Annotated in this window: 7 protein-coding genes; 6 read left to right on the forward strand and 1 reads right to left on the reverse strand. The window is 68.8% G+C overall.

Annotation, left to right across the window (positions count from 1 at the left end; genetic code table 11):
* Window positions 1-15: 15 nt before the first annotated feature.
* Both E8D38_RS08655 and E8D38_RS08660 read left to right on the forward strand, forming a co-directional pair.
* Window positions 16-1,899, forward strand: a complete 1,884-nt coding sequence (locus E8D38_RS08655) for a type IV pili methyl-accepting chemotaxis transducer N-terminal domain-containing protein (protein WP_140627930.1) — start codon at window positions 16-18, stop codon at window positions 1,897-1,899.
* Complete coding sequence (locus E8D38_RS08660) at window positions 1,896-2,582, forward strand: response regulator (protein WP_140627933.1); 687 nt, start codon at window positions 1,896-1,898, stop codon at window positions 2,580-2,582. The genes E8D38_RS08655 and E8D38_RS08660 overlap by 4 nt, the downstream gene beginning before the upstream one ends.
* Here the strand turns inward: E8D38_RS08660 and E8D38_RS08665 are convergent.
* Window positions 2,579-5,890, reverse strand: a complete 3,312-nt coding sequence (locus E8D38_RS08665; protein ID WP_181178999.1) for a bifunctional diguanylate cyclase/phosphodiesterase — start codon at window positions 5,888-5,890, stop codon at window positions 2,579-2,581. The genes E8D38_RS08660 and E8D38_RS08665 overlap by 4 nt on opposite strands.
* Window positions 5,891-6,215: 325 nt before the next feature.
* Here E8D38_RS08665 and E8D38_RS08670 point away from each other — a divergent pair, with 325 nt between their 5' ends.
* From E8D38_RS08670 to E8D38_RS08685, 4 genes are all read left to right on the forward strand, one after another.
* Window positions 6,216-6,830: a YitT family protein gene (locus E8D38_RS08670; protein ID WP_140627939.1), complete on the forward strand. Its 615-nt coding sequence runs from the start codon at window positions 6,216-6,218 to the stop codon at window positions 6,828-6,830.
* 175 nt (window positions 6,831-7,005) lie between these two features.
* Window positions 7,006-8,358: an MFS transporter gene (locus E8D38_RS08675; RefSeq protein WP_140627942.1), complete on the forward strand. Its 1,353-nt coding sequence runs from the start codon at window positions 7,006-7,008 to the stop codon at window positions 8,356-8,358.
* Window positions 8,359-8,393: 35 nt separating this feature from the next.
* Window positions 8,394-9,779 carry a NarK family nitrate/nitrite MFS transporter gene (locus E8D38_RS08680; protein ID WP_140627946.1) on the forward strand — a complete coding sequence of 462 codons (1,386 nt, stop codon included), beginning with the start codon at window positions 8,394-8,396 and terminating at the stop codon, window positions 9,777-9,779.
* A 118-nt stretch (window positions 9,780-9,897) separates the two neighbouring features.
* Entirely contained in the window at window positions 9,898-13,689 is a 3,792-nt protein-coding gene (locus tag E8D38_RS08685; protein ID WP_140627949.1) for a nitrate reductase subunit alpha, read from the forward strand.
* The last annotated feature ends 60 nt before the right edge of the window (window positions 13,690-13,749 follow it).

Consider the following 13,749-nt stretch of genomic DNA (forward strand, 5'->3'; position numbering starts at 1 on the left):
CCGTAGAGTGGTTTCATGAACACGCACCGCCGCACCGTGGCATCGAAGCTGTTTGCCATCGGACTCTGCCTGCTCGCGCTGGCGCTGGTGTCCATCGCGCTGACGCTGTGGGTGTCGTGGCAGCTCGAAGGGGGGGCCGCGGCGGTCAACGAGGCGGGGCGCATGCGCATGCTGAGCTACCGCATGGCCCTGCAGCAGGAGGGCAGCGAGGCCGCGCAGGTGCGTGCCACCTTCGAGGTGCTCGACGCGAGCCTGCAGCGCCTTGCCGCAGGCGAGCCGTCGCGGCCGCTGTTCGTGCCCTGGAACGACCGTACCCGCGAGACGTTCTCGGCGGTGCAGTCGCGCTGGCAGGCGCTGCGCCCGCTGTGGCTCGGTGGCCACCCGCCGACGGTGGCCGAGCTCGATGGCTTCGTGCTGATGATCGACGGTTTCGTCGGGGCCATCGAGCACAACCTGTCGCGCTGGACCGACGTGCTGCGCGCCTTCCAGCTCACCATGGTGGCGCTGGCCATCGGCAGCGCAGTGGCGCTGCTCTACACCGCGCACCTGGTGGTCTTCGAGCCGCTGCAGCGGCTGCAGCAGGGCCTGCAGCGGGTGAGCGACAAGGATTTCTCGGCCCGCATCGAGCTCGACTCGGGCGACGAATTCAGCCAGCTGGCCGATGGCTTCAATCGCATGGCAGGGCACCTGCAGGCGCTGTATGGCGAGCTCGAAGCCAAGGTCGCCGAGAAGACCGAACGCCTGGAAGTGAAGCGGCAGCGTCTGGCTGCCTTGTACGAGGTGAGTGCCTTCATCGCGGGCGCCGAGACGCTGCCGGCGCTGGCCCAGGGCGTGGCGGGGCTGGTGCGCCGCATCGCCCGGGCCGACGCGGTGGCGGTGCGCTGGTCCGACGAGGCCAACGAGCGCTACCTCATGCTGGCGGCAGACGGCCTGCCCGAGGTGCTGGCGCAGGACGAGCAATGCCTGCCCTCGGGCCACTGCCACTGCGGGCAGCCGGCAGACGGCGCGAAGCTGCGCGTCATCCCGCTGCACGTCGAAGGAGCGGCGGCCGAAGGGCAATGCGGGCGGCTGGGGTTTCGCACGCTGCTGTCGGTGCCGGTGGGCACGCACCACCGCATGCTCGGCGAGATGGACCTGTTCTTCCGCCGGCCGGTGACGCTGGCCGACGAGGAGAGGTCTCTCTATGAGACGCTCGCCAGCCACCTGGCCAGCGGCATCGAGAGCCTGCGCGCGGCGGCGCTCGAGAAGGAGGGCGCGGTGGCGCAGGAGCGCACCCTGCTGGCGCAGGAGCTGCACGACTCCATCGCGCAGTCGCTGGCCTTCCTGAAGATGCAGGTGGCACTGCTGCGCGAATCCATGAGGCGCCATGACGCGGCCGCCATGGAAAGAACGGTGCAGGAGCTCGACGCCGGTGTGCGGGAAAGCTATGCCGACGTGCGGGAGCTGCTGCTGCACTTCCGCACCCGCGCCAGCGAGGAAGACATCACCGCGGCGCTGCGCACCACCTTGTCGAAGTTCGAGCACCAGTCGGGCGTGCTCACGCAGCTCACCAGCGAAGGCCACGGCATCGCGCTGCCGGCCGACCTGCAGATCCAGGTGCTGCACATCGTGCAGGAGGCGCTGTCCAACGTGCGCAAGCATGCCGGGGCCAGCCGCGTGCAGCTGCATGTGAGGCAGTCGCCGCACTGGAGCTTCGAGATCGCCGACGACGGCTGCGGCTTCGATCCCGGCGAGGACCGCAGCGAGATGCATGTGGGGCTCAGCATCATGCGCGAGCGTGCGCAGCGCATCGGCGCGCAGGTGGCGGTGCAGTCCCGCCCCGGCGCCGGCACGACGGTGGTGCTGAGCCTGGCGCCGGCCGCTGTCGTGAACTCCGAGGAAAGGTCCGAGGCCCTATGAACGCTCCAGCCCCGATCCGCCTGCTGGTGGTGGACGACCACACGCTGTTCCGCCGCGGCCTCATCGCGCTGCTGGCCCAGTACGCCGACCTGCAGGTGGTGGGCGAAGCGGCCGACGCCGGCGAAGCGCTGCGGCGCGCGCAGGCGCTGCAGCCCGACCTGGTGCTGCTGGACAACCACCTGCCCGGTGCGCGCGGCGTCGATGCACTGCCGGACCTTCGGCAGGCGGCCCCCGCAACCCGCGTGCTGATGCTCACCGTCAGCGAAGACGAACAGGACCTCGCCGACGCGCTGCGCAACGGCGCGCAGGGCTATGTGCTCAAGACGGTGGACGGCGAGGTGCTGGCCCAGGCCATACGCCGCACCGTGCGCGGAGAGTCGGTGGTGAGCCCCGAGCTGACCGGCAAGCTGGTGACGGCGTTCCGCGCAATGAGCGGCAGCCCGTCGCCTGCCGCTGCCGAGCCGGCGGCCGCCGCCGATCCGCTGGCAGTCCTTTCACCGCGCGAGCAGGAGATCCTGCGCTGCATCGCCCGAGGTGCCAGCAACAAGGAGATCGCGCGCGGGCTGGACATCGCCGAGACCACGGTGAAGATCCATGTGCAGCACATCCTGCGCAAGCTCAACCTGAACTCCAGGGTCCAGGCCGCAGTGTTTGCGACGCAGCGCCGCGAGCAGGCAGCCTAGACCTCGGCCGGCGCCTGCAGCGCCAGCAACGCCTGCAGGGCGGCGGCGTCTTCAGGCCGGCCGAACCGATAACCCTGCAGCTCGTCGCAGCCGCGGCGCACCAGGTAGTCGTGCTGGGCCGCCGTTTCCACGCCCTCGGCCACCACCCGCAGGTGCAGCCGGTGCGCCAGTGCGATCACGGCGTCGACGATGGCCGAGCCGTCCGGGACGTCGTCGATCGTGCGCACGAACGACCGGTCGATCTTCAGCACGTCGATCGGGAAGCGCCGCAGGTAGCCCAGGCTGGAGTAGCCGGTGCCGAAGTCGTCGAGCGACAGCACCAGGCCCAATGTCTTGAGGCGATGCAGCATGGCCGCGGTGGCTTCGGGCCGCTCCATCAGCATGCCCTCGGTGAGTTCGACCTCCAGGCAGTGTCCCGGCACGCCATGGCGCCGCAGGGCGTCTGCGATCACCTGGTCCAGGTTGCCGGCGGCGAACTGCCGGGCGGCCACGTTGACGGCCACGCGCAGCACCGGCAGACCCTGGTCGAGCCACTGCCGCAGTTGCCGGCACGCCTGGTCGATCACCCAGTCGCCGATCGACAGAATGAGGCTGCTGCGCTCGGCCAGCGGAATGAACTGGCCGGGCGGCACCAGCCCCGCGCTGTTGCGGTTCCAGCGCAGCAGCGCCTCGGCACCGCAGATGGCGCCGCTGGAGGCGTCCACCTTGGGCTGGTAGTGCAGCAGCAGTTCGTCTCGCTCGATGGCACGGCTCAGGGCCGCCTCGAGCTCGAGCTTGGCCACGGCGTCGCTGTTGAGGTCGCCGGTATAGAAGCAGAAGCGGTTGCGGCCTTCATCCTTGGCCCGGTACATGGCCGCGTCGGCATCGCGCAGCATCTCCACGGCGGTGGTGCTGCCGTCCTCTGGATGCACGCTGATGCCGATGCTCGCGGTCACGTAGGCGTCGCGGCCGCAGGACAGCGACACCGGCTCGGCCACGGCTGCCAGCAGGTCGCGCGCCAGCGCGGCGGCGGCCGGCGCGTCGTGCAGCGACTCGATCACCACGAGGAACTCGTCTCCGCCCAGGCGGCCCAGCGTGTCTTCGGTGCGCAGGCGGGCCTTGAGCCGCTGTGCCACGCACACCAGCAGCTCGTCTCCGGAAGGGTGGCCCAGGCTGTCGTTGACCGTCTTGAACCCGTCCAGGTCGATGTACAGCACTGCCGAGCGCGTGCCGTGCCGCTGCGCACGCGCCAGCGCATGCTCCAGGCTCTGCTGCAGCAGGCGGCGGTTGGGCAGGTTGGTCAGCGGGTCGTAGTGGGCCATGCGTTCGAGCTCGGCCTCGCCGCGCTTGAGCTGAGAGATGTCGGTGAACACCGCCACGTAGTGCGTCGCCTGGCCCTGCGGGTCCTTCACCTGGTTGACGGTGAGCCACTGCGGGTAGGTCTCGCCGTTCTTGCGGCGGTTCCAGATCTCGCCCTGCCAGTGGCCCTGCCGGGCGATCGACGCCCACATGGCCCGGTAGAAGCCCGCATCGTGCTGGTCCGACCGCAGCAGCGTTGGCGTGCGGCCAAGAACCTCTTCCTGGGTATAGCCGGTGATGTCGACGAATGCGCGGTTGACGCTGCGGATGCGCTTGCGAGCGTCGGTGATCAGCATGCCGTCGCGCGTGTGCTCGAAGGCCATCGACCACTGCCGGTGCAGCTCCTCCGAACGTTTGCGCTCGGTGATGTCGCGGCTGATGCCGAACACGCCGATGACGCGGCCGTCGGCCTCGCGCAGCGGACCCTTGGTGTCCAGCAGCACCCGTTCGCCGGCGGTGGTCTGCAGCAGGGTCTCATGGGTGATGGGGCGCCCGGCCTGTGCGGCAGCGCGGTCGTGCTGCTTCACGACGGCCGCCTGCGCGGGCGGGAACAGCAGGAAGTCGTCGTGCCCGAGGATCTCTTCGGCCGATCGGCCGGTGAGCCGGCAGGCTTCCCGGTTGATGAAGAGGTAGCGGCCTTGCAGGTCCTTCGCGAAGATCGCGTCGCTCGAGCCGTTGGCGATCGCGTCGAGCAGGTTGAGGGCGCGCAGGCGCTCGTCCTGCTGGGCCTGCTGCAGCCGTGCGCTGCGCAGCTCGCGGCGCTGCAGCACGCTGTGGACGACGATGCCTGCGGCCAGCAGCGCCAGCCCGTTCACCAGGGCGATCCAGACGGCGTCCTGCCAGATCTGCGCGTCGATCGGTTTCGCGGGCACGTGGGTGGCCACGAACCAGTCGCTGCCGGGCACCTGCACCGGCACCGCCAGCGACTCGACGCCCTCACCGCTGTCGCCCAGCCCCCGCAGCGCCACGCCGGGCGCGGCGGCGCCCTGGCGGAACACCTGGGCCACCGCCAGGGCAGCGTCGTCCGCCGGCACGCGGGTCGGCTGGGCGGCGTCGCCGAACAGCACGAGGTCGCTGCCGTCTCGGCGCAGCAGCAGCACGCCGGCGCCCGCTTCGGCGCCTGACCAGGTGTGCACGCGCGGCTGCAGCTCGCGCTGCGGATCGGCCCGCAGCACAAGCACCAGGGGCGGCTGGCCCCGGCCGGCAGCCACGGGGACGGCCATCTCGAAGCTCAGGGTGGAATCCGCGCTCGACAGGAAGAGTCCGGTGTCCCGGACTTCACCGCTCGCCAGGGCCTGCTGCGCGCTCCGCTGGGCGGCGGGTTCCAGGGCGGCGGCTGCCTCGCCTTCGACCAGCAGCGTGTCGCCGTTGGCGTCGAGCAGCCGCACGCTCGTGTACTGGGCCGCGAAGAGGATGGCTCGCAGGTGGCCGGCAAGGCGCTCGCGGCTTGCCTCGTCGGCCTGGGTCCGCCATTGCTCCAGGTAGCGCTGCAGGTCCCGGTCGCGATGCAGCAGCTGCATGTCGTCGCGCCGAGCCTCGATCCACTGCGACACGACCCGGGCCTTCAGGTCGGCCACCGTGTGCAGCCTGGCCGCGGCCTGGGCGTGCACTTCGCGGGCGGAGCGGGTCACCCCCACCATGCCGGCCAGCAGCACGACGGCCGCCACCGAGGCCAGCACCCAGGCCAGCATGTGCGGATGCGGGGCCCCGGCATCGTCAACGGCCGGCAGTGGCGCCGGCAACTGGCGGCTGGCGGCGCGCCTGACCACCAGGTACAGCAGTGCGCTGGTGGCCAGCACGAAGGCGAAACCCTTGTAGACGCCCGCGGCGGAGAGCACGGCGACGTCACGGGTGAGGCTGAGCAGGAGGCGGTCGGAGAACAGGATCCACAGCAGCCCGAACACGGCATAGCCTGCAGCGGTACGCAGCGCCGAGCCGTGCACGCTGGAGGGCGACAGGAGATTGCGCATGCGGTCCTCGCGAAAGCTCAGTGGCGGTGCACACCGCGGCCGGTGAAGCTGCAGCGTGGCAGGGCGTCTGGCGCAGATGGGCATGGGCGTTTGCTCCCCGCAGACGCAAGCCGCTGGTGGCGCCCGCGGTTCACGTGCGGTATGTCATCACGCAGCAAGGCGGGGCCGTTTGACGGCCGTCAAGGCAATCGACGAAACAGGGGTGGCGCCTCTTGCTCTTTCGGGCAGTCGCGCGCTATTGCGCCGTGCGAAGGCGGCAGCGTTTGCCCTGGCTCAAGACGCGCGCCATGCCGGCCGGGCGACACTGCCTGGCCTTGCATGCGCCATGGACGAACGAACCCGCACCCCGCCGCACACCCTGCTCGACGACGCCCAGGCCTTCGCCACCGCCATCGTGCTCATCGCGCTCGGCCTGTCCCTGCTGGGCTCGGCCCACCTGCTCACCGGCGGCGTGCCCGGGCTCGCCTTCCTGCTGCGCTATGCCACCGGCATGCCGCTCGGCTGGGCGCTGTTGCTGGTGAACCTGCCGTTCTGCCTGCTCGCCTGGCGGACGATGGGGCCGCGCTTCACGCTCCGGACGCTGCTGGCCATGGTCTGCCTGTCAGCGGGCGTCGAGGTGGTCAATGCGGCCCTGCAGCTGCAGTCGGTGCATCCGCTGTTCGCTGCCGTGGCGGGCGGCATGCTCATCGGCGTGGGGTTGCTCGTGCTGTTTCGCCATCGCGCGAGCCTGGGCGGCATCGGCGTGCTGGCGCTGCTGCTGCAGCAGCGCCGCGGCTGGCGTGCGGGCGCGGTGCAGCTCGCCGCCGACCTCGCGATCGTCGCGGCCGCATTCGCCGTGGCCGATCCGCTGCAGGTGGCCTACTCGGTGGCAGGCTCCGCGCTGGTGAACCTGGTGCTGCTCTGGAACCACCGGCCCGGGCGCTACGCCAGCGTCGGCTGAGGCCGGTTGACGCAGCGCAAGCGCGGCCCGTGATGCCCGCGCCGTAGTTCTTCAGGACGATGCCGCTCGGCGGCGCATCGTTCTTCTGCCGCGGCCCCACGGCCCTTCCGGAGGATGCCGCCGCGAGCCGCCCGATTCGATAGTGCATGCCATGGAGAAACCAAGGAGAGCTTCCATGGCAGCCGCCCCCGCACAAGCCGGCTCACCGCAGCGCCGCAGGCAGGCGGTTTCAATTCTCGTGGTCAGCACGCTGGCCTTCACCGTGTGCTTCATGGTGTGGATGATGTTCGGCGTCATCGGCATCCCGATCAAGAAGGCGCTCAACCTCAACGCCACCGAATTCGGCCTGCTCACCGCCACGCCGGTGCTCACCGGCTCGCTGGTGCGTGTGCCGCTGGGCATCTGGACCGACCGCTTCGGCGGACGCATCGTGATGGCGCTGCTCATGGCCGCCACCGTGCCGGCCATCTGGCTCATGAGCCATGCCACGCAGTACTGGCATTTCCTGGTCATCGGCCTGTTCGTCGGCCTGGCCGGCGGCTCGTTCTCGGTGGGCACGCCCTATGTGGCGCGCTGGTTCCCGAAGCACAAGCAGGGCTTCGCGATGGGCGTGTACGGCGCCGGCAACTCGGGCGCCGCGGTCAACAAGTTCGTGGCTCCCGCGCTGGTGGTGGCCTTCGGCTGGGCCATGGTGCCGCAGGTGTATGCGGCCGTCATGCTCGGCACCGTGGTGCTGTTCTGGTTCTTCAGTGCGCACGACCCGGCGCACCTGGTGCCCGGCAATGTCAGCTTCACCGACCAGCTCAAGGCGCTGAAGGACCCGAGGGTGCTGAAGTACTGCCAGTACTACAGCATCGTGTTCGGCGGCTACGTGGCGCTGTCGCTGTGGATGGTGCAGTACTACGTGGGCGAGTACGGGCTCGACATCCGCGTGGCGGCGCTGCTGGCCGCCTGCTTCTCGCTGCCCGGCGGCGTGCTGCGCGCCATCGGCGGCTGGCTGTCCGACAGGCACGGGGCCCACAGCGTGACCTGGTGGGTCATGTGGGTGAGCTGGATCTGCCTGTTCCTGCTGAGCTACCCGCAGACCGAGTTCACCGTCGCCACCGTCAACGGACCGCGCAGCTTCAGCTTCGGCTTGAACGTCTATGCCTTCACCGCGGTGATGGCAGTGCTGGGCGTGGCCTGGGCCTTCGGCAAGGCCAGCGTCTTCAAGTACATCAGCGACGAGTACCCGCAGAACATCGGCGCCATCTCCGGCATCGTGGGCCTGGCCGGCGGCCTGGGCGGCTTCGTGCTGCCCATCATGTTCGGTGCGCTGCTCGACCTCACCGGCGTGCGCTCGTCGGCCTTCATGCTGATGTACGGCGTGGTGTGGGTCTCGCTCATCTGGATGTACTTCACCGAGGTGCGGCGCACCGAAGTGATGGGCAGGAACGCGCCCGAGTCGCCGCACCTGCTGCCGCAGCACACGCCCGCACCGCCCGCCACGGCCAACCCCGGTGCTGCCGCCAACGCGGCACGGGCCTGATCTCCCTCTCAACACGTCGCATCGAGGAGCACGACATGGCTTCTTCAGCAGTCATCTCGCACTGGAACCCGGAAGACCAGGGTTTCTGGCGCAACAAGGGCGCGTCCATCGCGCAGCGCAACCTCTGGCTTTCGATTCCCGCGCTCACGCTTGCATTCGCGGTGTGGATGGTGTGGTCGGTGGTTGTCGTGAACCTGCCCGCGGTGGGCTTCAAGTTCTCCACCAACCAGCTGTTCTGGCTGGCCTCTCTGCCGGCGCTGTGCGGCGCCACGTTGCGCATCTTCTACTCGTTCGCGGTGCCGATCTTCGGCGGCCGGCGCTGGACAGCCATCTCCACCGCGTCGCTGCTGCTGCCTGCGGGTGGGATCGGCCTGGCGGTGCAGAACCCCGGCACGCCGTACGAGGTGTTCGTGCTGCTGGCGCTGCTGTGCGGCTTCGGCGGCGGCAACTTCGCCTCCAGCATGAGCAACATCAGCTTCTTCTTCCCGAAGGAAAAGAAGGGCACGGCGCTGGGCCTCAACGCCGGCCTGGGCAACCTGGGCGTGTCGATCGTGCAGTTCGTGGTGCCGCTGGTCATCACCGCCGGCGTGTTCGGCGAACTGGGTGGCGAGCCGCAGGCCATCAACAAGGCCGGCCAGCATAGCCTCATGTGGCTGCAGAACGCCGGCTACGTGTGGGTGCCGTTCATCCTGGCCAGCGCGGTGGCCGCGTGGTTCGGCATGAACGACCTGGCCGAGGCCAAGGCCTCGTTCGCCGACCAGGCGGTGATCTTCAAGCGCAAGCACAACTGGCTGATGTGCTGGCTCTACCTCGGCACCTTCGGCAGCTTCATCGGCTACTCGGCCGGCTTCCCGCTGCTCATCAAGAGCCAGTTCCCCGGCGTCAACGCACTGCAGTACGCATGGCTGGGGCCGCTGGTGGGGGCGCTGGTGCGGCCCGCGGGCGGCTGGCTGTCCGACAAGCTCGGCGGCGCCCGCGTGACCTTCTGGAACTTCATCGCCATGGTGGCCGGCGTGCTGGCGGTGCTGCAGTTCATGCCGCACGGGGGGCAGGGCGGCAACTTCAACGGCTTCCTCATCGCCTTCCTGTTCCTCTTCGCCACCTCGGGCATCGGCAACGGCTCGACCTTCCGCATGATCCCGATCATCTTCCTGACGGAGCGGCAGCGTGCCGCCGGCAAGGGCCGGGCTGAACAGGATCAGGCGGTGAAGGACGCGAACAAGGAAGCGGCTGCCGTGTTGGGCTTCAGCTCCGCGGTCGGCGCCTACGGCGGCTTCTTCATTCCCAAGAGCTACGGCACCTCGATCTCGATGACCGGCGGCCCGGAAGCCGCGCTGTACGTGTTCGTCGGCTTTTACGTCACCTGCATCGTGATGACCTGGTGGTACTACAGCCGCAAGGGTGCCGAGATGCCCTGCTGACATGGACCACTCCCACGGCCTTCGGCCGCCCATCGAGGGGTCAGCACCAGCCGCCCGGCGGAGCCGGATCCGCGGTGTTCGGGCCCTCGCTGCACTTGACCAGATCTCGGAGTCTTGAATGAGTCATTTCCTGGACCGCCTGACGTTCTTCGCCCAGCCGAAGGAGAGCTTCTCTGACGGCCACGGCCTCACCACCGGTGAAGACCGCACCTGGGAAGACGCCTACCGCCAGCGCTGGGCCCACGACAAGATCGTGCGTTCCACCCACGGCGTGAACTGCACGGGCTCCTGCTCGTGGAAGATCCATGTGAAGGGCGGCATCGTCACCTGGGAGACCCAGCAGACCGACTACCCGCGCACCCGCTGGGACCTGCCCAACCACGAGCCGCGCGGCTGCGCCCGCGGCGCGAGCTACAGCTGGTACCTCTACAGCGCCAACCGGGTGAAGTACCCGCTGGTGCGCGGCCGCCTGCTCAGGCACTGGCGCGCCGCGCGACAGTCCATGGGGCCGGTGGAAGCCTGGGCCTCCATCGTGAACGACCCGCTGCGGCGCGCCGATTACCAGCGCCAGCGCGGCCTGGGCGGCTTCGTGCGCTCGAGCTGGGACGAGGTGAACGAGATCGTCGCGGCGGCCAACGTGTTCACCATCAAGCAGCACGGGCCGGACCGCATCATCGGCTTCTCGCCCATCCCGGCGATGAGCATGGTGAGCTACGCCGCGGGCAGCCGCTACCTGAGCCTCATCGGCGGCGTGTGCATGAGCTTCTACGACTGGTACTGCGACCTGCCGCCCTCGAGCCCGCAGACCTGGGGCGAGCAGACCGACGTGCCGGAGTCGGCCGACTGGTACAACTCGACCTTCATCATCGCCTGGGGTTCGAACGTGCCCCAGACCCGCACGCCCGATGCGCACTTCTTCACCGAGGTCCGCTACAAGGGTGCCAAGACGGTGGCGGTGACGCCCGACTATGCCGAGGTCAGCAAGCTGGCCGATCTGTGGCTGCACCCGAAGCAGGGCACCGACGCAGCCATCGCCATGGCGATGGGGCATGTGATCCTGAAGAAGTTCTACTTCGACAAGCGAAGCGAGTACTTCGACGACTACGCCCGCCGCTACACCGACCTGCCGCTGCTGGTCATGCTCAAGGAGCAGGTGCTGGCCGACGGCCGCAGGCTGCTGGTGCCCGACCGCTACCTGCGGGCCAGCGACTTCCATGGCCAACTGGGCCAGAAACACCATGCCGACTGGAAGACGGTGGGCTTCGACGCCACCGGCAAGGCGGTGCTGCCCAACGGCTCCATCGGCTTTCGCTGGGGCCCCGAGGGCGACCCCGACAAGGGCAAGTGGAACCTCGAGAACAAGGAAGCACGCCACGGCAACGACGTCCACCTGAAGCTGTCGGTGCTGGAGGACGAGTGCGGCGCCCAGGCGCATGAGGTGCGCACCGTGGGCTTCCCGTACTTCGGCGGGATCGACTCGCCGCAGTTCACCGCCAACAAGCAGCAGGACGTGCTGGCCCGCCAGGTGCCGGTGACCACGCTGCCGGTCGAGGAGCACGGCGTGCAGCGCGAGGCCATCGTCGCCACCGTGTTCGACCTGATGGTGGCGCACTACGGCATCGACCGCGGCTTCGACGGCGACGACGTGCCGGAGAGCTTCGACGACAACAAGCCCTACACGCCGGCCTGGGCCGAACACATCACCGGCGTGAAGCGCGACCAGATCGTCACCGTGGCCGAGCAGTTCGCCGACAACGCCGACAAGACGCACGGCAAGTCGATGGTGATCATCGGCGCGGCGATGAACCATTGGTACCACTGCGACATGAACTACCGCGGCATCATCAACATGCTGATGCTGTGCGGCTGCGTGGGGCAAAGCGGCGGCGGCTGGGCGCACTACGTGGGGCAGGAGAAGCTGCGCCCGCAGACCGGCTGGACGGCGCTGGCCTTCGCGCTCGACTGGCTGCGCCCGCCTCGCCAGCAGAACTCCACCAGCTTCTTCTACGCCCACACCGACCAGTGGCGCTACGAGAAGCTGGCGGTCGACGAGGTGCTGTCGCCGCTGGCGGACAAGGGTGCCTACAGCGGCAGCCTCATCGACTACAACGTGCGGGCCGAGCGCATGGGCTGGCTGCCCAGCGCCCCGCAGCTGAAGACCAACCCGCTGAAGGTGGTGCGCGACGCGGCCGCTCACGGCGTGGACACGAAGCAGTACGTGGTCGACGGGCTCAGGAGCGGCGCGCTGCAGATGAGCTGCGAGGACCCGGACCATCCGGCCAACTGGCCGCGCAACATGTTCGTGTGGCGCTCCAACATCCTGGGGTCGTCAGGCAAGGGCCACGAGTACTTCCTGAAGCACCTGCTGGGCACCAGCCACGGCGTGCAGGGCAAGGACCTCGGCAGCGAGGAAACCAGGCCGCAGGAAGTGGTCTGGCACGACAAGGCCCCGGAAGGCAAGCTCGACCTGCTGGTCACGCTCGACTTCCGCATGAGCACCACCTGCCTGTATTCGGACATCGTGCTGCCCACGGCCACCTGGTACGAGAAGAACGACCTCAACACCAGCGACATGCATCCGTTCATCCATCCGCTGTCCACCGCGGTGGACCCGGCCTGGCAGGCCCGCAGCGACTGGGAGATCTACAAAGGCTTCGCGAAGAAGTTCAGCGAAGTCTGCGTGGGCCACCTGGGCGTGGAGAAGGAGGTGGTGCTCCAGCCCCTGATGCACGACACCGCGGCCGAGCTGGCCCAGCCGTTCGGCGTGGCCGACTGGAAGCGCGGCGAATGCGACCTCGTGCCCGGCAAGACGGCGCCGCAGGTCGCCGTGGTCGAGCGCGACTACCCGAACGTCTTCAGGCGCTTCACCTCGCTCGGCCCTCTGATGGGCCAGCTGGGCAACGGCGGCAAGGGCATCGGCTGGAACACGCAGGACGAGGTGCAGCACCTGGCCGAGCTCAACGGCACGGTGAGCGAACCCGGCGCCTCGCAGGGCCTGCCGCGGATCGACACCGACATCGATGCCGCCGAGGTGGTGATGATGCTGGCGCCCGAGACCAACGGCCACGTCGCGGTGAAGGCCTGGGAAGCCTTGAGCAGGCAGACCGGCCGCGAGCATGCGCACCTGGCGCTGCACCGCGAAGACGAGAAGATCCGCTTCCGCGACATCCAGGCGCAGCCGCGCAAGATCATCAGCTCGCCCACCTGGAGCGGGCTGGAAAGCGAGAAGGTCTCCTACAACGCCGGCTACACCAACGTGCACGAACTGATTCCCTGGCGCACCCTCACCGGGCGGCAGCAGTTCTACCAGGACCACCCGTGGATGCGCGACTTCGGCGAAGGCTTCACTTCCTATCGGCCGCCGGTGGACCTGAAGACCATTGCCGACGTGAAGGGCCGCAAGCCCAACGGCGAGCAGGAGCTGGTGCTCAACTTCATCACGCCGCACCAGAAATGGGGCATCCACTCGACCTACAGCGACAACCTGCTGATGCTCACGCTCAACCGCGGCGGGCCGGTGGTGTGGATCAGCGAGACCGACGCGAAGGCGGGCGGCATCGAGGACAACGACTGGATCGAGCTCTACAACGTGAACGGCGCCATCGCCGCACGCGCGGTGGTGAGCCAGCGTGTCAATCCGGGCATGGTGCTCATGTACCACGCGCAGGAAAAGATCGTGAACACGCCGGGGTCCGAAATCACCGGCCAGCGCGGCGGCATCCACAACTCGGTGACCCGCATCGTGCTCAAGCCCACCCACATGATCGGCGGCTATGCGCAGCTGAGCTACGGCTTCAACTACTACGGAACCATCGGCACCAACCGCGACGAGTTCGTGGTGGTGCGCAAGATGAAGAAGATCGACTGGATGGACGGCGAGATCGCGGCCCAGGAAGGAGAAACTGCATGAGCCCCCACACTCGCATTCGCTCGTGGCCCCCCGAGGGGGTTGCCTCCCTTGAGACGGCTC

The organism is Methylibium rhizosphaerae (assembly GCF_006386545.1).
Lineage (GTDB): Bacteria > Pseudomonadota > Gammaproteobacteria > Burkholderiales > Burkholderiaceae_C > Pseudorivibacter > Pseudorivibacter rhizosphaerae.